We start from the raw sequence: 26,489 nt of genomic DNA, 5'->3' as shown, positions 1-26,489 counted from the left end.
TCAGAGCAGGAGTTCGGCGATCTGGATGGTGTTGAGCGCCGCACCTTTGCGCAGGTTGTCGCCCGCCACGAACAGCGCCAGCCCGTGCCCGGCCGGAGCGCCCTCGTCGACACGGATGCGCCCGACGAGCGATTCGTCGACACCCGCGGCGTCGCGTGGGGTGGGGACGTCGACGACGCGGACACCCGCGGCCGTCGCGAGGATCTCCTGGGCCCGCTCCACCGACAGCGGCCGGTCGAACTCGGCGTTGATCGACAGTGAGTGGCCGGTGAACACCGGCACACGAACGCAGGTCCCGCTGACGAGCAGCTCGGGGATGTCGAGGATCTTGCGCGACTCGTTACGCAGCTTCTGGTCCTCGTCGGTCTCGAACGAGCCGTCGTCGACGATGGCCCCCGCCAACGGGATCACGTTGTGGGCGATCGGCGCGACGTACTTGACGGGCGCGGGTCCGTCGATCGCGGACCCGTCGTGGACGAGCTTCTCGACGTCGTCGATACCGGCGCGCAGCTGCCCGGCGAGCTCCTCGACGCCGGCCAGCCCGCTGCCGGAGACCGCCTGGTACGACGAGATGATCAGGCGCCGCAGGCCCGCCTCGGCGTGCAACGGCTTGAGCACCGGCATCGCGGCCATGGTCGTGCAGTTCGGGTTGGCGATGATGCCCTTGGGCGGGTTGTGGGCGAGGTGACCGTTGACCTCGGACACGATCAGCGGGACATCGGCGTCCTTGCGCCAGGCCGACGAGTTGTCGATGACGGTGACGCCGGCGGCGGCGAAGCGCGGAGCCTGCTCGCGCGACATCGTGGCGCCCGCGGAGAACAGGGCGATGTCGAGACCGGCGGGATCCGCGGTGGCGGTGTCCTCGACGACGATCTCGGTGTCGCCGAAGGGCAACTTCTTGCCCGCCGAGCGCGACGAGGCGAAGAACCGCACCTCGTCGGCGGGGAATCCGCGCTCGACAAGCAGTGCACGCATGACGGCACCCACCTGGCCGGTGGCGCCGACCACTCCGATTCGCAGTCCCATGGGTTACCGCCCCGTTCCGCCGTGAACGGTGGCGACCTCGTCGCCGCCGAGTTCGAACGCCGAGTGCAGCGCACGCACGGCGTCGTCCAGTTCGGTGTCGCGACACAGCACCGAGATCCGGATCTCCGAGGTGGAGATCAGCTCGATGTTGATCCCGGCCTCGCTCAACGCCTCGCAGAAGGTCGCCGTGACGCCGGGATGGCTCTTCATGCCCGCGCCGACCAACGACACCTTGCCGATGTGGTCGTCGTAGAGGACCTCGGAGAAACCGATGGCGGTCTTGAGCTTCATCAGCTTCTCGACCGCGACGGGTCCGAGCTCACGCGGGAGGGTGAAGGTGATGTCGGTCTTGCCGGTGTCCACCTTGGACACGCCCTGCAGGACCATGTCGATGTTGATCTCGGCGTCGGCCACGGCACGGAACACCTGCGCGGCGTAGCCCGGCTTGTCGTCGAGACCGACGACGGTGATCTTGGCTTCGCTCCGGTCGTGTGCGACGCCGGTGAGGATTGCTTCTTCCACGGGGATGTCCTCCATCGAGCCGGACACGATGGTTCCGGGTTTGGTCGTGTACGACGAGCGAACGTGTACGGGAACGTTGTATCGGCGGGCGTATTCCACGCACCGCAGCATCAGCACCTTCGCGCCACAGGCGGCGAGTTCGAGCATCTCCTCGAACGAGACGGTCTTGAGGTGGCGGGCGTCGGGGACGATCCGCGGATCGGCGGAGTAGATGCCGTCGACGTCGGTGTAGATCTCGCAGACGTCGGCCTCGAGGGCCGCGGCCAGCGCGACGGCGGTGGTGTCGGAACCACCGCGTCCGAGGGTGGTGACGTCCTTGCTCTCCTGCGAGACGCCCTGGAAGCCCGCGACCAGGACGATCTTGCCCTCGTCGAGGGCGCTGCGGACACGTCCCGGGTTGACGTCGATGATCTTCGCCTTGCCGTGACTGCTGGTGGTGATGACGCCGGCCTGCGAGCCGGTGAACGACTGCGCGTGCGCGCCCATCGAGCTGATGGCCATCGCGACGAGTGCGTTCGAGATCCGCTCACCCGCCGTCAGGAGCATGTCCATCTCACGCGCGGGCGGCGAGGGGCACACCTGCTGCGCGAGGTCGAGGAGTTCGTCGGTCGTGTCACCCATCGCCGAGCACACGACGACCACGTCGTTGCCTGCGCGCTTGGTGGCGACGATCCGCTCGGCGACGCGTCGGATCCGCTCCGCCGACGCCACCGATGACCCGCCGTACTTCTGCACCACCAGTGCCACGCCGGTCTACCTCCGTCTGTGTCGTCGTGCCAGATCGTTCGTCACGGCCGCGTGATGTGGACCACACAAACGACCAGGTCAGGTGAATCGGGCACCCGATGACTCGCCACACCTTACCGGCCCGGGGTTTCGAGCACGGTCGGTGCAAGATCGCGCGGCTGGCTTACGATCGCTGACGTGCCGAGCAGCTCCTCCGACACCGTCCTCGGTGACGGGTCGAACCCGAATGTCCCGACCGTGCCCGCGGTGTCGGCGCACGCGGGTCCGATCGCGCGCAATCACTCCTGGCTGACGCCGGTGGCGTTGTTCCTGGCGGTCCGCCTCATCGGCGTGCTCGTCCTCGCGCGTTTCACCGATCTGCGCGGCGGGTCGCTGCGCGAGGCGCTGTCGTCCTGGGACGGCAAGTGGATGCTCGACATCGCCCAGTACGGCTACGGCGGCGTGCCGTTCACGCAGGCCGACGCGCACGGGTACCGCGACGCAAACACCCCGTACGCCTTCTTCCCCGGCTACCCGATGCTGGTCGGCGCGGTCGCGAAGATCCCCGGCTTCAGCACGTTCGGCGCCGCCATGACGGTGAACGTCGTCGTCGGGTGCATCGGCGCGATCGGCGCGGCCCGACTCGGTGCGCTGTGTTGCCGACTGATGGCCGAACGGACCGGGCTCAGCGGACGCAACGCGACCACCGGTTGGTTCACCGACAATCTGCGCTTCTCGTCGCGGATCTCGATGTGGCTCAACTCCACGACGTCACCGACGAGGTCGGCGGTGGGATCGTCGACGGCCAACGCCGATCCCCGCCGCGTCGGGCTGATCCTCGTGGTGCTGTTCGCGGCCGCACCGATGGGCGTCGTGCTGTCGATGGCCTACACCGAGACCTTGTTCTGTGCGCTCGCGGTGTGGGCACTGGTCGGGGTCCTGGAGAAGCGGTGGGTGCTCGCCGGGGTGGTGACGATGTTCGCCGGCCTGACCCGTCCGACCGCGGTCGTGCTGATCGGCGTGGTGATGCTGGCCGCGCTGCTGGCGCATCGTGACGGCGCGAAGACGTGGGCGGCGGTCGTCCTCAGTCCGCTCGGCTACCTCGGCTACCTCGGGGTGGTGTGGAACCAGACCGGCAGTCCCACCGGATGGTTCACCATCCAGACGCAGGGCTGGGGCACCGAGATCGATTGGGGCGAGACGAGTTGGCAGTTCATCAACTACTCCCTGGCCAATTCGAGTGAGGTGGCCGTCGTGGCGACGGCCTGGATCATGATCGCCACCATCGCCCTTGTCGCGGTCTGCATCTGGGAACGACTGCCGTGGCCGGTGGTGCTCTACGGCACGTTGGTGGTCATCTCGATCGCCGGCTCCAGCGGCCTGATGATGAGCCGTCCGCGATTGTTGTTGCCCGCGTTCGTGATGCTGATCCCCGCCGCCATCGCCCTGGCCCGCAGTCGACCGTTCACGCAGCTGTGGGTGCTGACCGCCGTCGTCGCCCTCAGTTCCTGGTTCGGCGCGCACATGCTGACGGTCTATCCGCACGCCATCTGACGTCGGATTCCGTCCACAAACCACACCGTTCGGTCATCGTGCCTGCGTATTTCACGCGACGGGCGTCAGCGGCGTGGTTTGTGGACGAGCTCCGCCGCGGCCGCCTCGAAACCCACACACAGCAGGTCGACCCCGTGGTCGAGGCGGCGACGTGAATCGGTCAGACCCCGTTCCCGTCCGATCCCCCGTAGTTCGGCGACCCGCGGCGGTGGCGGGTCGATCTCCTCGCCGTCGAGTACGTCGTCGAGACCGCTGCGGGTCGACGCGTGCTCGGTGGTGGTCCGCAACAACTGCTCGCTCACGTCGGCCAGCGCGACACCCTGGATGTAGCTCCACAGGGTCAGTGTCATCTCCGCGGCGGTGACGCGGTCGACGCCGAGTTGACCGAAGCCGGCCATCATCCAGTCCAGGCATCCGAGACTCGACGCACCCATGCTGTGACGCGGCGACGAGTACGCCAGCACCACCCAGGGATGACGCTGATAGAGCGCCCAGTCGATCTCGACCGCGACCTGCACGCACTCACGCCAGGTCCGATGACCGACGACGTCGGAGTCGTCGACCGCTCCCCGGACCTCGGAACCGTCCGGCCCGGCGTCGACAGCGGTCATCTCGTGCGGGTAGGGGAACCGGCGGCCGACCTCCTCGGTCATGGCCATCAACAGGGCGTCCTTGTCGGCGACGTGCCGGTACAACGACATCGCCCCCACACCGAGACGGTCGGCGAGCTTGCGCATGGACACCGCGGCGAATCCCTCGGCGTCGGCGAGTTCGATCGCCACGTCGACGATCGCGGCCCTGGTCAGACGGGGCGCGGGCTCGGCTTCGACCACCGCGACACCTCCGCCCTGCCAGATGGTGGGCCATGCCACCACGAAACTGTTTGCGTACACCGTACCCAGGTGGGTAGGTTTGCCAGATCAACCGATCGCGTACACCGTACGCATTGCGCCGAGACCGCGCCGAGTGACCGAAGGAGGACGAAGCAGATGAGCACCATCCATCAGACCGCAGGAGGCGCTGCGCCGCGGGCGAGCGAGCCGCGTACCGCCCCGCGCGCCTGGTTCGGTCTGGCCATCCTGTCGCTCCCGGTGTTGCTGGTCGCCATGGACTTCTCGGTCCTGTACCTGGCGACACCGACCATCACCGTCGCGCTGAACCCGACGGCAGCGGAACAGCTCTGGATCCTCGACATCTACGGCTTCCTGATCGCCGGACTGCTCATCACGATGGGCAACATCGGGGATCGTTTCGGGCGACGCAAGGTCTTGCTGCTCGGCTCGATGGTGTTCGGCGTCGCGTCGGTCATCGCGGCCTTCGCGCCGACGGCCGAGGTGCTGATCGGTGCGCGTGCGCTGATGGGTATCGGCGGGGCGACCCTGATGCCCGCCAGCCTCTCGCTGATCACGAACATGTTCGTCAACAAGCGTGATCGGTCGCTAGCCATCGGGGTGTGGACGGCATGTTTCGCCGGTGGGTCGGCGATCGGTCCGGTGTTGGGCGGCGTCATGCTGCACCACTTCTGGTGGGGTTCGGTGTTCCTGCTCAACGTGCCGGTCATCGCGCTGCTGCTCCTCGTCGCACCGCGTGTCATCCCCGAGTACCGCTCCGGCACCACAGCACCGTTCGACATCGTGGGCGTCGTGTTGTCGCTGCTGGGCATCCTGCCTCTGGTCTACGCGATCAAGCACATCGCCTCCGACGGTGTCGACGGCGTGGGGATCACGAGCGGCGTCATCGGCGTCGTCGCGATGATTGCTTTCATCCGCCAGCAGCAGATGTCGAAACATCCTCTGTTGCAGCTGAACCTGTTCAGGTTCCCGGCGTTCTCGGCGGCGATCATGTCGGCGCTGACATGCATGATGACCCTCGGGGCGGTCTCCTACCTGACCGGCATCTATCTGCAGTCGGTGCTGGGCCGCGATGTCCTCGCCGCGGCATTGGCCGGCATCCCGGCCGCGGTCGCCGTGGCCACCTTCTCCCTGGGTGCATCCCGGGTGAGCAACCTGCTGGGTACCCGCGGGGCGTTCGTGTCCGCGCTGCTCATCTCCGCGGCGGGAAACCTGGGCCTGTTGGCCTTGGGCACGGGGACCCCGATCTGGATCTACCTCGTGGCCACCACGGTTGCCGGGGTCGGTTACGGGATCATCTTCAGCCTCGTCTCGGAGGTCGCGGTCGCGTCCGCGCCGCCGGAGCGCGCGGGAGCGGCATCGGGCATATCGGAGACGAGCTTCGAACTCGGTACGTCGCTGGGTCTGGCGATCATGGGTTCGCTGGCGACGGTGGTGTTCCGCAACAACTCCGACGGTCGCGACTTCTCCGACACCATCGGCGAGACGTTGCACCAGGCGCAGTCGCTCGGCGCCGCACAGCGGACCGATCTGATCGATGCGGCACGCACCGCCTTCGTCGACGGTCTGCACGTCGCCGTGGCAACCGGCGCCGGACTGCTGGTCGTGATGGCCGCGGTCGTCGCGGTCCTTCTGCGTCGTCGACCGTAGATCGCACAGGCGTCGGCCGCGAGAGCACCCGCGTCGGGAACAACCCCTCCGTCAGACTGGTTGACTCCACCCGGCGCGTGCACCCGTGCGCGGATCGTCGTCCACGAAAGGGCCCTTCGATGCATGAACTCTTCGAAAAACGCTGGAGTGCACGAGGACTCGACTCCTCGGCGACCATCTCCGACGATGACCTGACCGCCGTCCTCGACGCAGGCCGGTGGGCTCCGACCTGGGGTGCCACGCAGCCGGTTCGCTTCGTGGTCGGGGTGCGCGGCGACGAGACGTTCACCACACTGACCGGCATCCTCAGCCGCGGGAACCAGCCGTGGGCGCCCGCCGCGGCGGCGCTGATCCTGGTCTGCACCCGTAACGAGCCCGAGGACGAGAACGCCCACACCTACGGTGCGGTGGACCTCGGTATCGCGACCGCGCAGATGATCATCCAGGCCGTCGCGCTCGGGTACGTCGCGCATCCGATGGCCGGCTTCGAGTCGGCCGCCGCGATCGAGCGACTCCAGATCCCTGCGGGCGAACGACCGCTCGTGCTGCTGGCGATCGGCACCCTGGCCGACCCGTCGACGGTGGACGAGAAGATCGCCGAGAAGGACGCCCGCGAACGCACCCGACTCCCCCTCGAGCAGGTCGCCTACGCGTCGCGGTGGGGCCACCCGTTCCGGTGACCCACGCCGCCCAGGTCCCGCCACCCCGGCCGTCGGTCCGGGAGCTGTTTTTCACGGTCCGTGGCATCGGATCGAGGTGGCCGGCCGCAACCCGGTCGATGGCGGCGCTGGCGGTACCCGCGGTCATCTTGTGGTTCGCCGGGCTGGGGCACGAGGCGCTCTTCGCGGCGCTCGGTTCGTTCGGGGTCCTCTACGGCGAGAACCGTCCTTACCGGATCCGGTGGCGGGTCATCGTCATCGCGTCGGCGGTGATGATCGCGTCGGTGGCGATCATGTCGACCCTCGGCCACGTGGTCGGGACCGACAGTTCGACGACGGCCGAACTCGGGATCGTCGCGGTGTCGGTCGTCATCGCCGGCCTCGCGGTCTACGCAGGCAACGCGCTGCGGCTCGGTCCGCCCGGTCCGCTCTTCGTCGTGCTGACCGGTGGGATCGCGGCCACCGTCGCGCGCCACGGCGTCGCCCCACTCGTGCTGATCGGATGCACCGCGGCCGGTGCGGCCGGGTCGTTGGTCGCCGGGATGTCGCCTGCGCTGCTGGGTCGCTCACGGCCACAGCTGGCGTCGGTCGACGCTGCGATCGCGGCCATCGACGACTACATCGACGCCGACGCCCCGCGCAGCTCACCGCTGCGACACGGAGCGTCCGGACACCTCCTCCACGCGTGGAGCGTCCTGCACGACGCCGCCGAGACCGACAGTGCTTTGGCCCAACAACTCTGGGCATCCCACGAGCGCCTGCACCGCGGTAGCACCCCGATGACCGATGCGACCGCCGGCACCTTCCCGACCCCTCTGCCCCGACCGACGGTCCGACAACGTCTGCGCGCCTCGGCCCACCCACGTAGTCACGCCGCGATCGCGGCGATGCGGGTGATGGTGGCGGCCGCCGCCGCAGGCGGTCTGTCCGTCGCGTTGGGACTGACGCGTCCGGACTGGGCGATCGTCGCCGTGGTGCTGGTCCTGCAGCTGGGCCCGGATCGGATCCGCGGTGCCCTTCGGGGTGCGCACCGACTGGCCGGCACGGCGGTCGGTCTCGTGCTGTTCGCCCTCCTGCACGCGGCGCAACCCACCACGATCGCGCTCATCGGGATTCTCGCCGTCCTCAGCTTCACCATCGAGATCACCGTCGTCAGCAACTACGGACTGGCGGCGACCGCCATCACGCCACTGGCGCTGCTCATGTCGGCGACCGGTCCCGCGATCTGGGAACCGGCGCGCGACCGACTCATCGAGACCGCGTTGGGTGTCGTGCTGGGCGTCGCGGCCCTGTGGATCGTCGACGCCAGGGCACACCGTCGCACCACCAGGTGGACCCGTGACGAGGCCGTCGACGACGTCGTCACGTTGCTCGATCTGCTCGAGACGCGTCCGCCCGACACCGACGAGGGCCGGGTGCGTCGACGCGATGTGCAGTGGGCGCTGATGGAGGCGGAGATGGCGGCGACCGAGAGCGCCATCGACGACCCGGCGTGGGCGCGTGACGACTGGCCCGCGCACGTCCGACTCCGCCACCTCGGCTACGAGACACTCGCCGAGTGCTGGAAGGCCGCTCCGGGGACCACGGTGGATCGGTCCGCGCTGTCGGAGCTGCGCGCTCTGAGCGACCGGGTGTCGTGACCGCGACGTCGTGGGGAGGCATTTTGCCGACGAGGCGAGCCAGAGTAATGTCGCCGCCATGCGGCACGAGCTCCTTCTCGGGTGCCGCGGCGGGATCTGATCAGACCGGCTTCCCGTCGCGGGGGTCGATCATGCGCCGGTCTTTCGTCCACATCATGGAGAAATGACCCGAAATGCCAGCAGCAGACAGTTTCACCTCCGGAGTCAGCCGCATCGTCGAGCCGACCGGACCCATCCCCTCCGAACAGCCCTCCTGGAACACCCAGCGGAATTCCGCGATGCCGTCACATCGGTACCGCTCGTTCGCCGACGAGGTCGAGACCATCTCGGTCCCCGACCGCACCTGGCCCGACAAGGTCATCGATCGCGCACCCCAGTGGTGCGCGGTGGACCTGCGTGACGGCAACCAGGCCCTGATCGATCCGATGAGCCCCGCGCGCAAGCGCCGCATGTTCGACCTGCTCGTGCGGATGGGCTACAAGGAGATCGAGGTCGGCTTCCCCTCGGCCAGCCAGACCGATTACGACTTCGTCCGCGAGATCATCGAGGACAACGCCATCCCCGACGACGTCACCATCCAGGTGCTGACGCAGTGCCGCGACGAGCTGATCGAGCGGACGTTCGACGCGTGCCGTGGCGCGAACCGCGTGATCGTGCACTTCTACAACTCCACCTCGGTGCTACAGCGGCGGGTCGTGTTCCGCGCCGACCAGGACTCGATCACCAAGATCGCCACCGACGCCGCGCACAAGTGCAAGACGGTCGAGAAGGACTACCCCGAGACCCAGTGGCGCTACCAGTACTCACCGGAGTCGTACACCGGTACCGAACTGAGCTACGCCAAGGCGATCTGTGACGCCGTCACCGAGATCATCGCGCCCACACCGGACAACCCGATCATCCTCAACCTGCCCGCCACGGTCGAGATGGCGACGCCCAACGTCTACGCGGACTCGATCGAGTGGATGCACCGCAACCTCGCCCGGCGCGATTCGGTGATCCTGAGCCTGCACCCGCACAACGATCGCGGAACCGCCGTCGCCGCAGCCGAACTCGGCTACCAGGCCGGCGCCGATCGCATCGAGGGTTGCCTGTTCGGCAACGGTGAGCGCACCGGCAACGTGTGTCTGGTGACGCTGGGGCTCAACCTGTTCACCCGTGGCGTCGACCCGCAGATCAGCTTCTCCGACATCGACGAGATCCGTCGCACCGTCGAGTACTGCAACCAGCTGGGCGTCCCCGAGCGTCACCCCTACGGTGGCGATCTGGTCTACACCGCCTTCTCCGGCAGCCACCAGGACGCGATCAACAAGGGCCTCGATGCGATGAAGGTCGACGCCGACGCGGCCGGTTCCGACATCGACGACATGTACTGGCAGGTCCCGTATCTGCCGGTCGACCCCAAGGACGTCGGTCGCAACTACGAGGCCGTGATCCGCGTCAACAGCCAGTCCGGCAAGGGCGGCGTCGCGTACATCATGAAGGCCGATCACGGGCTGTCGATGCCGCGTCGTCTGCAGATCGAGTTCAGCCGCGAGATCCAGAAGATCACCGACGGCGAGGGTGGCGAGGTGTCGCCGAAGGAGATGTGGGACGTCTTCGCCGACGAGTACCTCAGCCCGATCCGGCCGCTCGAGCGGATCCGCCAGCGTGTCGACGCGTCCGAGACCGACGGCGGCGAGGACCGGATGACCGCGGTGGTCAAGGTCGACGGCGTGGAGAAGGAGATCTCGGGTGCGGGCAACGGCCCCCTCGCCGCGTTCTCCGATGCGCTGAGCACGGTCGGCTACGACATCCGCCTGCTCGACTACAGCGAGCACACGCTCACCGCCAGCGTCGACGCCAGTGCGGTCAGCTACGTCGAGGCCGAGATCGACGGCGAGACGGTGTGGGGTGTCGGTATCGCCACCTCCATCACGACGGCGTCGCTGCGCGCGGTGGTCTCCGCGGTCAACCGCGCCCACCGTAAGCGCCACGGCATCGCCACCCCCGCCGACGAAGGACAGGCCCCGCGCACCTGGGCTCCGTAGGCGCGGATCCCTCAGGCGTCAACCCGCTGCGAACTCACAAACCCGCGTCGTACACGACGCGGGTTTGTCAGTTCGGCGCGGTGTCGCATGCGCCGCCATCCTTGACTCGCTCGGCCCCATGCACGACACTCGCAGCTACATGTGACGGTGCGTCACACTAACTCGAGGGGTCGACGATGACACCACAGTTCGACGCAGTGATCGTGGGCGCCGGTTTCGGCGGCATGGGTGCGGCCATAGCGCTGGCCCAACTCGGATACTCGCGCCTGTCCATCCTCGAGCGCGAGGACGACCTCGGCGGGACCTGGCACGTCAACCGCTATCCCGGTCTCGCCGTGGACATCGCGTCGGTGACCTACTCGTACTCGTTCGAGCCCAATCCGAACTGGACCCGCCTGTTCGCCCCCGGTGCCGAGCTCAAGTCCTACGCCGAACACGTCGCGGCGAAGTACGACCTGCGTCGTTCGATGCGTTTCGGGGTCGTGGTGGAGCGAGCCGAATGGGATGAGCACCAGCAGCTCTGGACGGTGTCGATCGCCGGCGGCGAGACCGTCACGTCACGCTTCCTCGTCACCGCCACCGGATTCCTGTCGCAGCCCTACACCCCCGACTTCCCCGGCATCGAGGACTTCGCGGGCAAGATCATCCACACCACCGCCTGGGATCAGACGCATGACTTCGTGGGCGAGAAGGCCGCGATCATCGGGACCGGCGCCACCGCGGTACAGCTGATCCCGGAGATCGCCTCGCGCGCTCATGAACTCACCGTCTTCCAGAGAACCCCGATCTGGGTCGTCCCGAAGGTCGACTTCGCGATCCCGCCCGTCGTTCGCCGGCTCTTCGCGCGGGTACCACTCACCCAGCGGATGGCGCGGTCGGTGAACAACACCATCCTCGAGGGGATCATGGTCGTCGGTGTCCTGCACTTCCGTCAGGCCAAGATGATGAACCGGGCCGCTGCGCTCGCGGCCAGGGCTCACCTGCGGGTGTCGGTGCGCAGCAAGGCCACCCGGAAGGCTCTGACACCGCACTACGACTTCGGCTGCAAGCGTCCGACGTTCTCCAACAAGTACTTCCGGACCTTCAATCGCGGTAACACCAGGTTGGAGACGACGTCGATCGAGCGCTTCGAGCCCGACGCCGTGGTGACGACCGACGGACGCCGGACACCCATCGACACCCTGGTTCTGGCCACCGGATTCAACCTGTGGGACGTCAACTTCCCCGCCCTGCAGATCGTCGGACGCGAAGGCCGCGATCTCGGACAGTGGTGGCGCGACAACCGCTTCCAGGCCTACGAGGGCATCGCGATCCCGAAGTTCCCGAACCTGCTCAGCCTCAACAGCCCGTACAGCTACAGCGGTTTGTCATATTTCACCACCATCGAATCGCAGATGGCGCACATGCGCCGGCTGCTGGGCGAGCTGCAACGTCGCGACGCCGCGACCTTCGAGGTGACCGACCGCGCGAACGCCGAGTTCCTCGACGCCGTCACCGAGAAGCTCGGCGACTCGGTGTTCTACGAGGGCAAGTGCTCGTCGTCGCGTAGCTACTACTTCAACCAGCACGGTGAGGCGGCCCTGCTGCGCCCCACCTCGACGTCGAACAGCTTCCACGCCGCGTCGACGTTCCCGCTCACCGACTACGAGTTCGCCTGAGCCGGGCGGTCGCGCCGACGCACGATCGAGCAATCTGGCTAGCCTGGTTAAGTAACCCGACTCGACCAGAGGAGCCCGATGCCCACCGAACCGGACAACGCGACCACGACGCCCCGCGGAGCTGAGCGGACCCTGGACGGAGTCACGGTCGTCATCACCGGCGCGTCCAGCGGCATCGGCGCGAGCACCGCCGAGGCGCTGGCCGGCGCGGGCGCGACAGTCGCGCTGTTCGCTCGACGCAAGGACCGTCTCGACGAGCTCACACGGACGATCGAGGGACGCGACACCGGCGCCGCCAAGGCCTACGGGGTGGACGTCACCGACGCCGACGCGGTCAGCACCGCCATCGATGCGGTCGCCACCGAGTTCGGCGGCATCGACATCCTCGTCAACTGCGCCGGCGTCGGCACGTGGGGGCCTGCGGTCGATGCGAAGCTGGCGGACTGGACAGCGATGGTCGACGTCAACGTCAACGGGGTGTTCGCGGCCACCCACGCCGCACTGCCGCATCTCGTCGCCGCGGCGAAAGGGCCTCGCGGCATCAGCGACATCGTCAACGTCAGTTCCATTGCCGGACGCCGGGTTCCGAGCTTCCAGAGCAACGTCTACGCGGCGACCAAACACGCGGTGGGCGCATTCTCCGAGGGCCTGCGCCAGGAACTCGCACCCGAGCACGTGCGGGTCGGTGTCGTGGAACCGGGCATCGTCACGACCGAGATGACCACCAGCGGAGAAGAACACGCACCCGATGCGAGCACGATCGAGGGGCTCGGCGCGCTCGACCCGGACGACATCGCCGCCGCGATCGTCTACATCGTCACCCGACCACGCCACGCAGCCGTCAACGAGGTCCTGATCCGCCCGACCGAACAGGTGCGATGACGCCTCCGCGCCCAATCGAGTAGAAGCACTCATGTGCTCTCGTCGGTGTCGACGTGAGATGGACCCATGAACCACATCAGCCGATTTCGCACACGAATGGCCGACCTGCAACGCGCCGAGAGTTCGGAGGTCGCCACACTGTGCACCGCCGTCGCGGTCATCTTCACCATCTTCACCTGGGGACTGTTCCTGTCAGGCATGAACTCCGAGCTGAGCGGGATGACCGACCACTCCTATCGCGGCTCCTACGCTGCGGCCGGTGCGCTGGGTCTGGTGGCACTGATGGCCAGCACCACTGCCTGCGTTCTCGGCCGCGACGCCATTCGGACCACCGCCGCGGTCACGTTCTGGCTGTCCATCGGTCCGGCCCTGATGGGCGGGCAGATGATCGTGGCCCTCATCGCCGGATGAGCTGGATGTGACAGCGTCACCCCGACCAGGTCGAGACGACGTCACGCAGCCCCTGGGCGACCGCCCTGATCGCAGGCCGACGCAGCGCCTCGGGTCGGTGGACGAGGTCGTATTGCCGCGCAGCGCGCACACCGGACAGGGTCAGACGCACCACCTCGGGGTTGCGGACGGCGAACCTGGGGAGCAGCGCGATCCCGTGACCGTCGGCGACCAACGCCTCGATGGCGGTGAAGTCGTTGATGCGGTGAGTGATCCGCGGTTGCACCCCGGTCACCGTGGCCAGCGAGAGCAGGACGTCGTCGACCGGGAACCCACCGCGGACGCTGATCCAGTCCTCGTCGGCCAGGTCGGTGACGGCGACGGCAATCTGGCCGGCCAACCGGTGTCCCGGGGGCACCACGACGTCGATGGGTTCGCGCATCAGCGGTTCGACCGTCACACGCGGTGACGCGAGTGCAGGCGCGCGTTCGTCCCGGTGGGTGAGGACCAGGTCGTGGTCGGGGAGCAGATCGGGCGCCTCCGGGTACGTCAGGTCGATGTCGGTGGCGACGACCTCGATGCCGCTGTCGAGCATCACCGTCAGCAGGCGCGGCAGCACGAGGGCAGTGGCCGACGGGAACATGGCGACGCGGACTGTCCCGACCGAGGTGCCCCGTCGCGACGCCATCTCGTCCTGTGCGCGGTCGACGGCGGCGATGACCTCGTCCGCACGCAACACCAGGGCACGGCCCGCGTCGGTGAGCCGCACGCCGCGCCCGTCCTGCTCGAGCAGGTCGATCCCGGACTCCCGCGCCAGCACCTTGAGTTGCTGCGAGACCGCCGACGGTGTGAGCTGCAAGGCACCGGCGACCGCGCCCACGCTGCCCCGATCGGCGAACTCCCTGAGTATGCGCAGTCGTCGTACTTCCATGAAGCGATTCTAAACAGTAGATCCATTTCATTTCGATTGTGCTGAACTGATTCGGCACGCACGATGGGCGCATGTCCACTCGTCACCGCCTGATCGGCCTCACCGTGGTTCTGCTCTGGGGCGTGAACTTCATCGCCATCCACGCCGGCCTCGAGCACTTCCCACCCTTCTTCTTCGCAGCTCTGCGATTCGCGGTCATGGCGGTTCCGGTGATCCTGTTCGTCCCCTTCCCCGATGTCCCCGTTCGATGGTGGCTGCTCTACGGCGTCGGATTCGGCATCATCCAGTTCGCCTTCCTCTTTCTCGCGCTGGCGAACGGGATGCCCACCGGACTTGCGTCGCTGGTGCTGCAGTCGTCGGCGCCGTTCACGGTCGTCCTGGGCGTCGTGTTGCTCGGAGAGCGCATGACACGACGTCAGGTCGCCGGTATCGCCGTCGCCATCGGAGGGATGGTGGTCATCGCGATCGACCGGATGCAGGCCGGTGCGGGTGCGGGCATCATCCCGATGGCGTTGACCCTGATCGCCGGTCTGGGCTGGGCGTTCGGCAACCTGGGCAGCCGACTCGCCCGCAGCGACAACCCCATGCGACTCACCCTGTGGATGTGCGTCGTCCCACCGATCCCGCTGTACCTGATGAGTCTCGTCATCGAAGGCCCCGCTGCGGGCTACGACGCCATGGCCACCGCGTTCACCCCCGACGGTCTCGTTGCGCTGGCCGGTCTGGCATACGTCGTCCTGCTGGGGACCATCGTCGGATCCGGACTGTGGTCATATCTGATGAGCAAGCACCCGGCGAGCACGGTCGCCCCGTTCTCGCTGTTGGTCCCCGTGGTCGGCATCACCGCCTCGTGGATCGCGCTGCACGAGCAGCCCAGCCTGCTGCAACTGATCGGGGCGGCGATCGTCATCGTCGGCTGCCTGGCCGGACTGATGGGTTCGGCGCGCAAACCGGCTCCTGTGAAAGACTCGCAGGCATGTCCGACGCTCCCCGAACCCCCCGGGCACGCCTCCCGATTCGCACCCGGACGGCGCTCGCGGCAGCAGCCGGCGCCCGATGGGCCTCACAGAGAACCGGTCGCGGCAAAGGCTCCATGATCGGTGGTCTCATCGCCGCGAAGATCGACCCGTCCATCATGGGTCGTCTGGCCGGCGGCAAGCGGACCGCGCTGATCACCGGTACAAACGGCAAGTCGACGACCACCAAGATGACCACCGCCGCCCTGGGCACCCTGGGCCAGGTGATCAGCCAGGCCGACGGCGCCAACATGGACGCCGGGATCATCGCGGCCCTCACCCTCGGACGCGACGCCCCCTACGCGGCGATCGAGGTCGACGAGCTGCACGTCCCGCACGTCAGCGACGCCGTCGACCCCGATGTGCTTGTGCTGCTGAACCTCTCGCGCGACCAGCTCGACCGTGTCGGCGAGATCAACATCATCGAGCGTCGCCTGCGTGAGGGAATCGCCCGCCACCCGGACATGACGGTGATCGCCAACTGTGACGACGTCCTCGTGTCGTCGGCGGCTTACGACGCCGCCAACGTCGTGTGGGTGGCCGCGGGCGCGGGGTGGGCGAACGACTCGGTCAGCTGCCCGCGGTCCGGTGAACCCATCGTCCGCACCGACAGCGACTGGTACAGCAGCGGAACAAACTTCCGGCGCCCCACCCCCACGTGGTGGTTCGACGAGAACTCCATCCATGGCCCCGACGGTTTCACCGCACCGATGACCCTGACACTGCCCGGAAAGGCCAACCGCGGCAATGCGACACAGGCTGTCGCCGCCGCGGTGACGATGGGGGCCGATCCGGCTGCCGCCGTGACCGCGGTGTCCGGCGTGGGCGAGGTCGCCGGACGCTACGGCGTGCGGACCGTCGGCGAACACTCCGTGCGGATGCTGCTGGCGAAGAACCCCGCGGGTTGGCAGGAGGCGATGTCGATGATCGACCCGACCGCCTCCGGCCTCGTGATCGCCGTGAACGGACAGGTCCCCGACGGCGAGGACCTCTCCTGGTTGTGGGACGTGCGCTTCGAGCACTTCGAGAACACCGCGGTGGTCGCCGCGGGCGAACGCGCCTCGGACCTCGGCGTCCGCCTCATCTATGCCGGAGCAGAGCATTCGACGATTCCCGATCCGCTCGCCGCGATCGCGTCGTGCCCTCCGGGCCGTGTCGACGTGCTCGCGAACTACACCGCGTTCCGCGACCTCGGTGTCGCGATCGACCGCATCGAGCGAGCGGAGCAGCGACATGGCTGACGGCACATCTACATTGCGCATCGGACTCGTCCTGCCCGACGTGATGGGTACCTACGGCGACGGCGGCAACGCACTGGTGCTGCGCCAGCGCGCGCGGATGCGTGGCATCGACGCGGAGATCATCGAGATCAATCTCGACGACCCCGTGCCGGACTCCCTCGACGTCTACACCCTCGGCGGCGCCGAGGACTACGCCCAACGCCTGGCGACCCGACACCTGTTGCGCTACCCCGGCTTACAGAGAGCAGCCGAGCGAGGTGCGCCCGTGCTGGCGATCTGCGCCGCGATCCAGGTGCTGGGGCATTGGTACGAGACCTCGGCCGGTGAGCGCGTCGAGGGCATCTCGATGCTCGATCTGACCACCACCCCGCAGGGCGTTCGCAGCATCGGCGAACTGGTCACCAACCCGACGCTGCCGGGCCTGACACAGCAGCTCACCGGATTCGAGAACCACCGCGGCGGAACAACTCTGGGATCCGACTCGACACCGCTCGCGCGCGTGGTGTCGGGACACGGGAACGGCGAGGGCACCCACGTCGACGGCGCGGTCACCGGTTCGGTCATCGGCACCTATCTGCACGGTCCGGCGCTGGCCCGCAACCCCGAACTCGCCGACCACCTGCTCAAGCAGGCGCTCGGCACCGACGAGCTCGCTCCCCTGCCGTTGCCCGAGATCGACCAGCTACGTCGTGAACGGATCACCGCCGCCAAACGCTGACCGGCCCCACCCCCGGAAGTGTGCGGTTTCGGTGACCGTTTCCGCAGGTGGACATCACCGAAACCACACATCATCGGGTTACGACATCCCGCTGAATCCGAGATCCCCGGCCAGATCGAGCCAACGGCGAACCGTCGGTGCGGGTTCGGATCGCCACACAAGTGCCAGTAGTGCGTGGACGTCGGCGTCGACCACCGGCATCACCACCAGCTCATCAGTTGTGGTCATGGACGACTCACTGAGCAGTGCCACGCCGAGACCGCGCGACGCAAGAGCGGCCACCGCATCCGGTGCGCCGGCCTCGAGCGTCACATCGGCGGTGACATCGTGCGTTGTGCAGACGCGATCGAGCGCCGCGCGGATTCCGTTTCCCACGGGCAGGCTGATGAGCGGATGGGCACAGATGTCGGCGACGGTGACTCGCGCGCGTCGGGCCAGCGGATGGTCGGCGGCGACGCCGATCATCAGACGATCACGAACCAGCACCCGCGACTCGAGGTCCGTCGGGGGTTCCTCTGCGACGCCGACCAACGCGACATCGAGATCGCCGACTCGAACCTGGTCGACGAGGTCAGCCGATCGGCCCTCCACCACTCCGATCTCGACGACCGGATGGGCGGTGTGAAATGCCGCGAGCGCGTCGAACAGGGGCGGACCGGAGAACGCCGTGATCATGCCGATGTCGAGGCGGCCCTGCACGACGTCGCCGGCCAGCGTCACCGCCCGGGCCAGGACTGCGACCTCGTCGACCACCCGACGGGCATGATCGATCGCCACCTCACCGGCCGCCGTCGGACGCACCGAACGGGCACCACGGTCGAACAGCGTCACCCCGAGTTCTCGCTCCAGACGCCGGATCTGGGCGCTGATGCCGGACTGCGTCACGTGGACCCGCTCGGCCGCGCGCGTGAAGCCCGCCTCGTCGGCCACCGCGATCAGGTATTCGAGCTGCCGCAACTCCATGCGGCAGACCATAACGCCCCGGTGAGCTGCACCGACAACCCAGAACGATCGATCTCATCGCCAGAAGTTGTTGGACCCGGGGCCAGGACCGACCGCACCATCGATTCATGACCGATATCCGAGAGACCTCAGCCGCATATTTCACCGCGTGGAAGAACCGCGACTTCGATTCCCTGCGTGCGCTCCTGGCCGACGACGTCACCTTCGTGGGCCCCATGGCCACACTGGACAACGCCGATGACTGCGTGGCCGGCCTGAAGGGGATGTCGCAGATCCTCGACGACATCGATGTGGCCAAGGTGGCCGTCGACGGTGACGACGTCCTCACCTGGTTCGACCTCCACACCACGGTCGCGCCGCCCGCCCCGACCGTGAACTGGCAGGCCATCGTCGACGGGAAGATCGTGGCCATCCGGGTGGCGTTCGACCCGCGCGCCATTGTCGCCGCCGGGTGACATCATCGGGCCATGAGTGGTGAGCTACGTCCCCCATGGCGGTCGTGCCGAATGGTCGCAATGACCTTGATCCGTTGAGCGTTCAGTTGTTCGTCACCGTTCCCGCCGACAGCGATCGTGATGGCTACGACGTCGAGGTACTCAGCCGAGCGGTTGCACGCAAACTGCTGATCGACGGGGGTTGGGGATGGGGTCCCGAACGCGTCTTCAACGACTCCGCCGACCTGGCCATCTCGACGGCGCATCCCGACAACCTGGATGCGATCGTGACCATGACCACCTTCCGACAGCATCGCTGCGCGGTCATCGAGATCTCTGCGTCCGATCACGACAACGAGATCGCCAACGCTGCGCTGGAGGCGGAGGACTCCGATGACCTCATCGTTCGCGCCGGCCGAACGCATCCGGACACCGGCATCATGATGTCAGTCGTTGCGGTGATGTTCGGCGAACTCGACAAGAAGCACTGGTGGCGCATCGATCTGGGGGCAACGCTCGACGACGACCTTCCGTGAACTCGCGTCAGGCGACGGTGAAGACCCCCGAGGTCCCGGTGAACGGCCGAACGGTTCCCGTTGCGGACCGGCTGTCACCGAAGTAGCGGATCCGGAACCGTCCCCGCGTGTCGGCCGGGATGGTCCATCGCACCGTGACGACCGAGGCGTTCTGTGAGCCCGTCGGTCGCTTCCAGTGCAGCTCGGTGCACCAGTCGTTGTCGTCGAACACCGACACCCACCGCGCGCCGTCCTGCTTCTCGACCGTGAAGTACGTTCCGTCGGTGTGGAAGTCGTTGGTCGGATGCGCGCCGACAAAATCGACAGCGACGGTCGAGCGCGGGGCGTGCCGGGTGGACGGCTCGGTGAGCACGTCGCCGAAACGATGGCCGCGCATCGGTGCGTCCGGCGGGACGGCCGGGAGAAGATCGGGCTGCGGTGAGGACTTGTCCACCGGCGCAGGCCCCCGACCCAGACCCGTTCCCGACACCATCGACCGCGCCAGCCGGTCGAACTCCTGGAGGTAGGCCGAGAGCGTCCACCGCCCGAACTGCGTCTCGCCGCCCTCGTACTGTTGCGCGTCGTACTCCTGCTCGGTGGTGACGTACTGGCTGTAGCCGTTGGCGTATCCCTGCAGCAGTACGTCGTCGGCACCGACACCGAGCGCAGCGGCCACCACCCGTCGGACCCGCAGCCCGGCCACGATCGTGAACTCGGCGGGCGCAGCGGCGAGTACCAGCGACCCAATGCGCATGATCTGGATCGGCAGGATCGACGGGATCCAGCCCGACGGCGGCAGCAACCCCAACGGGACGACGACGATCTTGGGGGCCTGCACGTCGCGCACCCAGTCGGGGACGTCGATCTTCTGGCCCTCGTCGAACAACGGCACCGGCCGGTTGTAGTTGTCCTCGGTGCTCGTCCCGATGGCCGCCGCACCCATGCATGCCGGGCCTGTCCGCGCGGGCTTGCCCTCCGGGGTGAACCGCGCGGCGATCGACACCCTCGAGAAGTCGACGTAGTGGACCACCGACTCGATTCCGTTGCGCACCATGGGTGTCGCGGTGGCGAGCGCGGCTAGGCCCGCGTCGTGCTGACGGCGTCCGATGATGAGGCAGTTGGTCCGGTTGTCGGTGGTCGGGCCGGACGGTTGCAGCTTGCGCAGCCAGAGGTTCGGTGTCATGTCTCCGGCGTTGGTCTGCGGGAACGACGCGACCACCCCGTCGGTGGCGGACTCCGCTAGGTAACTGGCGTAGCCCTTGTTGTCGCCGGAGATGAGGACGTTGCGGTCGGTCAGCGAGGTGCCGTGCGTCGAGAACCACGTGATCTGACCGGCGTCGGCCGACGCGCCGTTCTTGCGCAGTCGCAGCACGGTCACGGCGGGATCGATCGCGTCGGGGAACATCGCCTTCTCCGCCGCCGGGTTGCGGTCGAACGCGGTCCGCGATCGGTTCGCACTGGCGTCGTGCAGTTCTCCGCGGCCGATCGTGATGGTTCCGGGGGCGAGATCCCTGTGCGCCTTGACGATCGCGTTGACGATTCCGTTCACCTCGGCTTCGTACGACCGTTTCTTGAAGCCGAACGCGGCGAGTGTGTAGGCGTAGTCCCACGCCGTACCGCCGCACGAGTTGTGGTTGTGGGTGGCGTTGAGGTTCACGTTGCGCTCGGTGTACAGATCGCCGAATCGCTCTCGCAGACGCGCGATCACACCGAGATGGACCGACTGGAACAGACACGCCACGTCGGCGTTGACGAAGACGACGCGGCCGCCGCCGACCTGATCGGCGATCACGTAGGCACGCGCCCAGCACCGCGACAGCAGGCCGGCGCTGACCTGGTCGGGCTCGGAGTAACCCATCATCCCCTGCCCGGCGACGGCGCCGGTCATGTCCGCCCGACCGCAGCCGACGAGATATCCGCCCGATCCGGACGGCTCGGCCTGCGCCACACCGGCTCGCTCGGTGGCCAACGCCCCGCCGATCGCGACACCACCCGCACCGACGGCCAGGGCACCCAGCACCGTGCGCCTGTCGACCGCTTCACCCATACCGAAACCGTCCTGTCCGTCATCCCGCGCCCACCCGTGCGCAGGGATGATCATCGCAGGATCGGCGCGTTCGGCTCGGGGAAACGGCGGCTCCGCTCAGGGAACGACCGAGCTCTGCATCAACGGACGCTGCTGGGACACACCTTCCAGCTGCCGCTCTCCTTCAGCAGCGCGACGTCGACCTTCACCGGCACAGTGTCGAATCCGAACTTCGCCGTCGCCTTGTCGCCGGCGACGACGATGTCGGTCACCTGGTAGTCCGGGAGGCCGGTGAACGTGCCCGCGCCACCACCAGATGCCGATCGCTGCATCAGGGCCAGGTCCTGCGAACACACGAGCGGCCCCAGGGAGGCGCCGTCACCACTGGTCACAGCCTTCGCGTAACCGGCGACGACGACCTGGATCTCGGCCTCGTCGTCCGACGACGCCCCGGTGGAGCCGGATGTCGTCGGAGCGACCGACGCCCCTGCAGACGAAGTGCCGGCGACGGACGAGCCGTCGGAATCGTCACCCCCGGTGAGCAGGACGACCGCGGTGACGACGCCGGCGATCACCACCGCCACCATGAGAACGGCGGCGGCCACCAACGGCCCGCGGTTGCGCTTCGGCCCACCCGGGCCCGGTTGTGATTGCCACGGCGGCCCGGCGTCCGGCTGACCGAAGGGCTGCTGGCCGAAAGGCTGCTGTCCGTACGGGTACTGACCGAACGGAGGCGGTCCCTGGGGGCCGGGCGGACCGTAGGCGCCGGGCGGCGGCCCATACGGGCCGGGCGGGCCGAACGGACCTGCCTGACCCGGTGGGCCGTAGGGACCAGGGCCGTATCCGGGTTGCGCGGGCGGTCCCCACGCTCGGGGGTCGTATCCACCCGATTGATCCCCGGGAGGACCGTACGGAGGTTGGTTCACACCGACACCACCTGACACCGCTCGCGGGTGCGGTCCACGGCGAACCACCCGAACTCGAAATCCTGCCACCGCTGCAGGTGCGCCCTGGACTGCTCGCCGTCACGGGCAACGGCCCGTTCGAGGCGTTCGGCCGCCGAACCACCGTCGAGCCAGAGCGCGGTCTCGAGCCGATCCGCCATCCGGGCGCGGGCACTGGAGACGCCCTCGATGATCAGCAGCGGTTCCCACCGCACCCACACACGTGGTCCCGCCTGCGCTGTGCCGTACTGCCACACCCGAGGGTGATAGCGATAGTCGTGGCGCCGGGTGAACGACTGCAGCACATCGGCTTCCAGCTCCGGCCACCACCCCACGGGGTCATCCCACGTCGCGAAGTCGTCGGTTCGGATCAGCACCGCCCGAACGCGCCGTCGGGCCAGTTCCGCCATCAGGGCGTCGGCAAACGTCGATTTACCCGCACCGGACGGTCCGTCGATCGCCACGACCCCCGCGCGCAGACCGTCGGCGACCTGTTGTGCCGCAGCGTTGTACGACAACCGACCGACGGCTGCGGTCACGTCAGGACCCGTCGCCCCGACATCGCGCGCCCCAGGGTCAGCTCGTCGGCGAACTCGAGGTCGCCGCCCATCGGCAACCCGGACGCCAGTCGGGTGACCGAGAGTCCGGGGAAGTCCTTGAGCATCCGGACGAGGTAGGTCGCGGTCGCCTCACCCTCGGTGTTGGGGTCGGTCGCGACGATGATCTCACTGACGTCGACCCCATCGGTCTGATTGGCCAACCGACGCAACAGCTCTCGGATCCGTAGCTGATCGGGTCCGATGCCGCCGAGAGGATCGAGGGCGCCACCGAGGACGTGGTAGCGGCCCGCGAACTCCTTGGTCCGTTCGATGGCCTGCACGTCCTTCGGTTCCTCGACGACACAGATCTTGGTCGCGTCGCGTCGCGCGTCGCCGCAGATCCGACACAGCTTGTCGGCGGAGACGTTCCCGCATTCCACGCAGAAGGTGACGTCGTCACGGACGTGCCCGAGGGCGCCGATGAGACGGTCGATCTCCTTGTTCTCGCCGCCGAGCAGGTGGAACGCGATGCGCTGAGCGCCTTTCGGTCCCAGACCGGGGAGCTTGGCCAGCTCGTCGATCAGATCCTGGATCGGCCCTTCGTACACTCGGTCCTCACTGCCCCAGGCCGGGACCGCCGAAGCCGGGGAGTCCGCCGCCGAGGCCACCCGCGAGCGGACCCATGGCGTTCGAGGTGAGCTCGTCGCGCTTGGTCGCGAGGTCGGCGAGCGCCCCGACGATCAGGTCCTGCAACGTCTCGATGTCGTCGGTGTCGACGACCTTGGGGTCGATCGTGACCGCGGTGATCTCACCCGCGCCCGAACCGGTGACCGTCACCAGGCCGCCACCGGCGGTACCGGTGAGCTCGGTCGCTGCGATCGTGTTCTGGGCGCTGAGCAGCTGTTCCTGCATTTTCTGAGCCTGGGCGAGCAGGCCTGCCATCGGGTTCTCGGGATCCACGCGTTCCAGAGTAGTGGCTGGTGACCGACGACCCCGTCCCCCACGCTCACCTCAGCGCAGAAGGCGTTCCACGTGGTCGGCGATCTCGTCGACGGTGCTGCCCTGCTCCGGCTCGACGTCGAACGAGAGCACGTCGCTGCCGCCGAAGATGCGGGCGGCCCGTGGGGTCAGGGCGAACTCGAACCGGTCGTCGATGCGCCGCCAGTGCAGGATGGCATCGGGGATCGGGGCGCCCATGCCGGTGGAGATCTGATGGGTGGACGCCTCGGTGGTCGCCAGCGACATCAGGTCGCGCTGGATCTGGAAGCAGTCACCGCTCTCGGTGTCGAGGAAGACGACCGCCTCGAACTTGAGGTCGGGCAAGCGGTCGTAGGAGACGACGATCATGACCTCATCTCCTCACACCACCGACCGGGTACTGCGGAAAACGCGCCGTCGACCCGAGAGCGGGTCGTCGAACTCGAGTCGGTGGGCGACCAGACGCAGCGGGCGCGTGAAGTCACCGGACTCGGACAGCGCCGCGAGCTCGGGGCAGACCACCGGGTAGAGCGGATCACCGTCGATCGGGATGCCCAGCTCGGCCATGTGCAGTCGCAACTGATGGGTCCGTCCGGTGTGCGGCGTCAGCCGATACTCGGCCAGACCGCCCGTCGCCTCAGAGGGTCCGTCGATCAGTTCGACCCGGCTGCGCGCGTTGATCTCGCCGTCGACGACCCGCGCCCGCAGGTCGCTGGAGTCCTTGAGGATCCGGTTCGCGACATCGGCGGGAAGCCTCAGATCGGCGCGCACCGGCGCCGCCGCCCGGTACTCCTTGTCCACGCGACGATCCGCGAACAGATTCTGGTAGTCGCGTCGCACCTGCGGTCGTCGGGTGAACAGCAGAACACCCGCGGTGAGGCGGTCGAGCCGGTGGGCCGGGCTGATGAGATCGGAGCCGAACTCCCGACGCAGACGCACGAGCGCGGTCTCCACCACGTGGACGCCGCGGGGCATCGTGGAGAGGAAGTGCGGCTTGTCGACGACGATGATGTCCTCGTCGGCGTGCAGGACCGGTAGTTCGAACGGGATCGCGATCTCCTCCGGGAGGTCGCGGTAGAGGTAGATCGGGGCGCCGGCGGTGGTCGCGGTCGTTGGGTCGATCGGCGACCCCGAGGAGTCGACGATCTCGCGCGCCGCGAACCGCGCCAGCAGTCCGGCCTCATCGACGTCGGAGAGCGCAGGCGCCCGACGCAGGGCGTCGATCATCGGTTCGTCGGAGGTACGCAGCACCACCCGGGTCGCGTCCACCCCGTGACGTGGCGGCAGCGGCGACGACCTGCGGCGTCGGCCCATCGCCGCGCTACCGACCCGCGGCGAGGCCGCCCGTCGCGATCACTTCTCCAGGCGGGACTTGAGGTTGCCGAGGAGGGCGGCCTGGATGCGGTTGAGTCCCTTGGGAGCGAAAGTCTTCTCGAAGAAGCCGCCGATGCCGCCTGCGCCCTTCCACGACGTCGTCGTCTCCACCATCGACCCGTTGCCCTGGGGCGAGACGGTGTAGGTGGTCACCATGGTCGAGTTCTCGTCGTTCTCGGTGATGGTCGAACCGTCGACGGCGACGGTGGCCTTCACGTTGCGCGACCGCTTCGACGTCGCCTGCAGCGTCCACTGCGCGACCGTGCCCCCGCCGGAGGTACCACTGATCACCTGGTAGTCGAGGTACTGCTCGGGCAGGATCTGCGGACGCACGACGGCGTAGTCACTCAGTGCCGCCAGCACCGAATCCGGTGCTGCGTTGATGTCGATCGACTGTGTAGCCGAAACCTGTGCCACGACGAATCACTCCTAGCGTGTCGATGGACTCCGATGTCGCCCGCAAGGATACGGAGGTGTGCGCGGGCGGGTCGTGCGGTGCGTGCGGCCTCAGCCGCGACGTACCTCCACCGGGGCCGAACCGGCCAGCGTGCGGGCAACGACGCAGTAGCGCTCGGTCAGCTCGAGGAGCTTGTCGATCTTCACGTCGTCCTCGTCGGTCTCGAAGGTGAAGGTCAACGAGATGTCGGTCATCCCGACGGGGGTGTCGCGGTCGACGCCGAGGGTGCCGCGGGCATCGAATGCGCCGTCGGCGCGGACCTGCGCGTTGCGGATGTCCAACGACATCGCCGTGGCGACGGACCGGAACGTCACACCGGCACACGCCACCAGGGCCTGCAGCAGCATGTCGCCGGAGCAGGCCTCGCTGCCGTCGCCACCGGTGGTGGGGTGCAGTCCGGCGCGCACCGAGCCGGCCCACGTGTCGACCGTGCAGGTGATGTCGTCATCGGTGAACGTGCCGACGGCGTGCAGCGGCGCGATGGCCGCGCCCGGGTCGTCCCGGTAGCTGTCCTTGAGTGGTTTCTGGAGATTTCGCAGGGCGCTGGCATCCATACATCCGATGTTGTCACGTCGGTGGCAAAGCCGGTGTTGGCAGCCTCTGCGGCGGTGGTTGTTCACCCACGCATCAGCGCATCGTGACGCACGGTTGGTTGGCGGTGCAGACCCAGGAGTCCTAGGCTCAATGGGTTCGGGCGCGGGTCGCGGGCGGGACGCCATGGAGGGCTTCGCCGCGTCTGCGGCAGCCGCCGTGCCGACGTGAGCA

Annotated in this window: 27 protein-coding genes; 13 read left to right on the top strand and 14 right to left on the bottom strand. The window is 67.9% G+C overall.

The genetic code is table 11. From position 1 onward, the window contains the following. Entirely contained in the window at positions 1-1,026 is a 1,026-nt protein-coding gene (locus tag IEV93_RS07415) for an aspartate-semialdehyde dehydrogenase (RefSeq protein WP_188488341.1), read from the bottom strand. Between the two features lie 3 nt (positions 1,027-1,029). Next, the gene (locus tag IEV93_RS07410; protein ID WP_188488339.1) at positions 1,030-2,295 is read right to left on the bottom strand and encodes an aspartate kinase; all 1,266 of its coding nucleotides are present in this window, start codon (positions 2,293-2,295) and stop codon (positions 1,030-1,032) included. Between the two features lie 177 nt (positions 2,296-2,472). Between IEV93_RS07410 and IEV93_RS07405 the strand changes: the two genes are divergently transcribed. Next, entirely contained in the window at positions 2,473-3,828 is a 1,356-nt protein-coding gene (locus tag IEV93_RS07405) for a glycosyltransferase family protein (RefSeq protein WP_229704951.1), read from the top strand. 65 nt (positions 3,829-3,893) lie between these two features. Here IEV93_RS07405 and IEV93_RS07400 read toward each other — a convergent pair whose 3' ends face one another. Beyond that, a complete protein-coding gene (locus IEV93_RS07400) occupies positions 3,894-4,700 on the bottom strand; it encodes a TetR/AcrR family transcriptional regulator (protein WP_229704950.1) in 807 nt (268 codons plus the stop codon). Between the two features lie 117 nt (positions 4,701-4,817). Between IEV93_RS07400 and IEV93_RS07395 the strand changes: the two genes are divergently transcribed. From IEV93_RS07395 to IEV93_RS07365, 7 genes are all read left to right on the top strand, one after another. After that, positions 4,818-6,329 (top strand): MFS transporter, encoded by a 1,512-nt coding sequence (locus IEV93_RS07395; RefSeq protein ID WP_188488337.1) that lies wholly within the window; start codon positions 4,818-4,820, stop codon positions 6,327-6,329. Between the two features lie 119 nt (positions 6,330-6,448). After that, the gene (locus tag IEV93_RS07390) at positions 6,449-7,009 is read left to right on the top strand and encodes a nitroreductase family protein (protein ID WP_188488335.1); all 561 of its coding nucleotides are present in this window, start codon (positions 6,449-6,451) and stop codon (positions 7,007-7,009) included. Beyond that, positions 6,988-8,628, top strand: coding sequence for an FUSC family protein (locus IEV93_RS07385; protein ID WP_229704949.1), 1,641 nt, complete (start codon positions 6,988-6,990; stop codon positions 8,626-8,628). The genes IEV93_RS07390 and IEV93_RS07385 overlap by 22 nt, the downstream gene beginning before the upstream one ends. A 173-nt stretch (positions 8,629-8,801) precedes the next feature. Then, on the top strand, positions 8,802-10,658 hold the full coding sequence (leuA, locus tag IEV93_RS07380; RefSeq protein ID WP_188488331.1) for a 2-isopropylmalate synthase: 1,857 nt from the start codon (positions 8,802-8,804) through the stop codon (positions 10,656-10,658). A 176-nt stretch (positions 10,659-10,834) separates the two neighbouring features. Further along, entirely contained in the window at positions 10,835-12,316 is a 1,482-nt protein-coding gene (locus tag IEV93_RS07375) for a flavin-containing monooxygenase (protein WP_188488329.1), read from the top strand. Positions 12,317-12,394: 78 nt separating this feature from the next. Next, positions 12,395-13,198, top strand: coding sequence for an SDR family oxidoreductase (locus IEV93_RS07370; RefSeq protein ID WP_188488327.1), 804 nt, complete (start codon positions 12,395-12,397; stop codon positions 13,196-13,198). Positions 13,199-13,264: 66 nt separating this feature from the next. Continuing rightward, positions 13,265-13,609 (top strand): hypothetical protein, encoded by a 345-nt coding sequence (locus IEV93_RS07365; RefSeq protein WP_229704948.1) that lies wholly within the window; start codon positions 13,265-13,267, stop codon positions 13,607-13,609. 16 nt (positions 13,610-13,625) lie between these two features. Here IEV93_RS07365 and IEV93_RS07360 read toward each other — a convergent pair whose 3' ends face one another. Next, a complete protein-coding gene (locus tag IEV93_RS07360) occupies positions 13,626-14,519 on the bottom strand; it encodes a LysR family transcriptional regulator (RefSeq protein WP_188488323.1) in 894 nt (297 codons plus the stop codon). Between the two features lie 71 nt (positions 14,520-14,590). Between IEV93_RS07360 and IEV93_RS07355 the strand changes: the two genes are divergently transcribed. The 3 genes from IEV93_RS07355 to IEV93_RS07345 are packed head-to-tail and all read left to right on the top strand — an operon-like array spanning position 14,591 to position 17,494. Continuing rightward, the gene (locus tag IEV93_RS07355) at positions 14,591-15,616 is read left to right on the top strand and encodes an EamA family transporter (RefSeq protein ID WP_188488321.1); all 1,026 of its coding nucleotides are present in this window, start codon (positions 14,591-14,593) and stop codon (positions 15,614-15,616) included. Further along, a complete protein-coding gene (locus IEV93_RS07350; protein WP_188490609.1) occupies positions 15,613-16,776 on the top strand; it encodes a Mur ligase family protein in 1,164 nt (387 codons plus the stop codon). The genes IEV93_RS07355 and IEV93_RS07350 overlap by 4 nt, the downstream gene beginning before the upstream one ends. Beyond that, positions 16,769-17,494 carry a type 1 glutamine amidotransferase gene (locus IEV93_RS07345; protein ID WP_188488319.1) on the top strand — a complete coding sequence of 242 codons (726 nt, stop codon included), beginning with the start codon at positions 16,769-16,771 and terminating at the stop codon, positions 17,492-17,494. The genes IEV93_RS07350 and IEV93_RS07345 overlap by 8 nt, the downstream gene beginning before the upstream one ends. A 78-nt stretch (positions 17,495-17,572) precedes the next feature. Here IEV93_RS07345 and IEV93_RS07340 read toward each other — a convergent pair whose 3' ends face one another. Further along, positions 17,573-18,457 (bottom strand): LysR family transcriptional regulator, encoded by an 885-nt coding sequence (locus IEV93_RS07340; RefSeq protein ID WP_188488317.1) that lies wholly within the window; start codon positions 18,455-18,457, stop codon positions 17,573-17,575. A gap of 107 nt (positions 18,458-18,564) precedes the next feature. Between IEV93_RS07340 and IEV93_RS07335 the strand changes: the two genes are divergently transcribed. After that, positions 18,565-18,912, top strand: a complete 348-nt coding sequence (locus IEV93_RS07335) for a nuclear transport factor 2 family protein (RefSeq protein WP_188488316.1) — start codon at positions 18,565-18,567, stop codon at positions 18,910-18,912. 74 nt (positions 18,913-18,986) lie between these two features. Next, entirely contained in the window at positions 18,987-19,427 is a 441-nt protein-coding gene (locus IEV93_RS07330; protein WP_188488314.1) for a hypothetical protein, read from the top strand. Positions 19,428-19,434: 7 nt separating this feature from the next. On the opposite strand, the gene IEV93_RS07325 is transcribed toward IEV93_RS07330, so the two are convergent. The 9 genes from IEV93_RS07325 to IEV93_RS07285 all read right to left on the bottom strand — a co-directional run bounded on the left by IEV93_RS07325 (position 19,435) and on the right by IEV93_RS07285 (position 26,278). After that, positions 19,435-21,453, bottom strand: a complete 2,019-nt coding sequence (locus IEV93_RS07325; protein WP_188488312.1) for a neutral/alkaline ceramidase — start codon at positions 21,451-21,453, stop codon at positions 19,435-19,437. Between the two features lie 119 nt (positions 21,454-21,572). Then, a complete protein-coding gene (locus tag IEV93_RS07320) occupies positions 21,573-22,358 on the bottom strand; it encodes an Rv0361 family membrane protein (RefSeq protein ID WP_188488309.1) in 786 nt (261 codons plus the stop codon). Beyond that, on the bottom strand, positions 22,355-22,894 hold the full coding sequence (locus tag IEV93_RS07315; RefSeq protein WP_188490436.1) for a uridine kinase family protein: 540 nt from the start codon (positions 22,892-22,894) through the stop codon (positions 22,355-22,357). Before IEV93_RS07315 ends, IEV93_RS07320 begins: the two co-directional genes overlap by 4 nt. A 17-nt stretch (positions 22,895-22,911) precedes the next feature. Beyond that, positions 22,912-23,523: a recombination mediator RecR gene (gene recR, locus IEV93_RS07310; RefSeq protein ID WP_188488306.1), complete on the bottom strand. Its 612-nt coding sequence runs from the start codon at positions 23,521-23,523 to the stop codon at positions 22,912-22,914. A 7-nt stretch (positions 23,524-23,530) separates the two neighbouring features. Continuing rightward, on the bottom strand, positions 23,531-23,857 hold the full coding sequence (locus IEV93_RS07305; protein WP_188490435.1) for a YbaB/EbfC family nucleoid-associated protein: 327 nt from the start codon (positions 23,855-23,857) through the stop codon (positions 23,531-23,533). Between the two features lie 69 nt (positions 23,858-23,926). Further along, positions 23,927-24,262, bottom strand: a complete 336-nt coding sequence (locus IEV93_RS07300; protein ID WP_188488304.1) for a hypothetical protein — start codon at positions 24,260-24,262, stop codon at positions 23,927-23,929. Between the two features lie 12 nt (positions 24,263-24,274). Next, on the bottom strand, positions 24,275-25,207 hold the full coding sequence (locus tag IEV93_RS07295) for a pseudouridine synthase (protein WP_188488302.1): 933 nt from the start codon (positions 25,205-25,207) through the stop codon (positions 24,275-24,277). Positions 25,208-25,246: 39 nt separating this feature from the next. After that, positions 25,247-25,684, bottom strand: coding sequence for an SRPBCC family protein (locus IEV93_RS07290; protein ID WP_188488300.1), 438 nt, complete (start codon positions 25,682-25,684; stop codon positions 25,247-25,249). A gap of 90 nt (positions 25,685-25,774) precedes the next feature. Continuing rightward, the gene (locus IEV93_RS07285) at positions 25,775-26,278 is read right to left on the bottom strand and encodes an OsmC family protein (protein WP_188488298.1); all 504 of its coding nucleotides are present in this window, start codon (positions 26,276-26,278) and stop codon (positions 25,775-25,777) included. Positions 26,279-26,489 lie beyond the last annotated feature (211 nt).

It is taken from the genome of Williamsia phyllosphaerae (assembly GCF_014635305.1).
In the GTDB taxonomy this organism is placed as follows: domain Bacteria; phylum Actinomycetota; class Actinomycetes; order Mycobacteriales; family Mycobacteriaceae; genus Williamsia_A; species Williamsia_A phyllosphaerae.
This window is presented reverse-complemented; position numbering and strand designations above follow the sequence as displayed.